The following is a 1,638-nucleotide window of genomic DNA, read 5'->3' as shown; positions in this document are numbered from 1 at the left end:
AGACAGATATACACTCGGCAGATATGGAATGCAGAGAACTCCTATAGTAGCCGCTAATATTCCAGCTATATATGACATATAAGTGATTACAGAAATCAAAAATTCTTCAGTGTTCGAAGTAGCTAAAAGCATAGATATTTCAACCAAGTTTTAAGCAGCTTGAGTAATCTTATCGCCTCTGTCAACACCGTGCGTGAAGCGCGAGTCCTTCTCCCCATCAATCATCTCACAGCGATCACTCAGCTTACCTATCAATCCCTTAAAGCAGGCTTCTGCAAAAAGAACATCCATGCTTGCAGTGATAGCGCCGTAGGCAATCGAGACTCTAGGGCGATCATGCTGATTTCAAATCCTTTATAGAATGCGAACTTATACAGCAGCGCCAGCAAGCACTAAAGGCGATCGCTCTCTAAATGGAATAGAGCAGGGGCAACTGCATCTAAAACTCTGTAGCCTCAGACTCTATTGCGCTCTCTCAGCCCTGCGCGAAAATCTTTCTTGGACTGGAATACCATGTTGCTGAGCAAATTCCTTCGCGGCATCGGATAAATACCAATGAGCAAAGTTATTGCTCTGAATCACCCATATCTGTGACAATCTCAACACCCATACCTTTCCCTCGTTATATCAAGCCTTTGAGCCACCAGAAGCACGCCGCATCCTCGTGGATTAAAACAAAGTACCAGTTAGAAAATTTCAAGAAGCGTTTTAATAAGTCCAAAGACCAGAAGGAAAAAGGAATAAACTAAGATAGGCATTGCAGAAAAGCTAGCTCCAGGCTCAGGCATTGTCTTGTCATCACTGAAGAATCGCCATTTCGCGATTAGCAACCACAGATAATATGGCAGTACAGCAAACGTTAACCATTTCATCCAGGATGGCGGTGTATCTGAGAGGCAAAAAGCAGTGAAGGCAATGATTGAAGAAACTACGTAAAGACAGTTCGCAAATATGCTTATATGTTTTTTTTCGTTACCATACAAAAAGTATGAAACCAATAGTCCTACCAAGCCTATTATCCCAAGGTTTTGGATCAATACGGTGGATACGTTGTCAATCATATGGCTATCCGATCTGATAGTTGTTGCTATTAGTAGATATTGCAAGTGATTTTATCAGTCATCTAAGCCTATCTTACAAAAGATCTGCGAAGATTGCGCTACGTCAATAAAGAATAGTCTTTGTGGCTATCCTTTACCTTATCTAATATCGATACGGCTGGTGGCGTAGTGAGAACCGCTATGAACCAAGTCTACGCCCTATCCGGTTCTGCTCTGTACGCACTTAATACGAATGAATACGATATAGTGAGAATGCTCCGCCGCGCCGCTGCAAAGCGACATCGAAGATATATCGCCATCTAATGTAAATGTAAGCTTTTTACCATAATCGAAAAAAATGACTAACGAAGTTTCCAGACTCTGTTATGGCTTAGTCTTTTGTCGCTGGCGAGGCGTTCCGCCGGAGCATATCGCACCTGAGCCCTTCGGCACATTATTATTTTTAATAGTTTGTAACTACTCAGGCTTAAAAAAATAGAGATATTTCTCAGCGTGATGATGATAGTCAAGTAAGTTGTTAACAATTAACGCCTTTGTTCGGATAGACGTGGACAAACACCAGCCAAAGCAGCCGCTC

1 protein-coding gene is annotated in these 1,638 nt (G+C 42.2%); it reads left to right on the top strand.

Going from position 1 to position 1,638, the window contains the following annotated elements; translation table 11 throughout:
- The first annotated feature begins 159 nt into the window (after window positions 1-159).
- Window positions 160-360 carry a hypothetical protein gene (locus IQ256_RS29185; protein ID WP_193859175.1) on the top strand — a complete coding sequence of 67 codons (201 nt, stop codon included), beginning with the start codon at window positions 160-162 and terminating at the stop codon, window positions 358-360.
- The last annotated feature ends 1,278 nt before the right edge of the window (window positions 361-1,638 follow it).

This window comes from cf. Phormidesmis sp. LEGE 11477 (assembly GCF_015207105.1).
Taxonomy (GTDB): domain Bacteria; phylum Cyanobacteriota; class Cyanobacteriia; order Phormidesmidales; family Phormidesmidaceae; genus Phormidesmis.
Note: the sequence above shows the minus strand (reverse complement) of the source record. Positions and strands in the feature narration are given on the sequence as shown.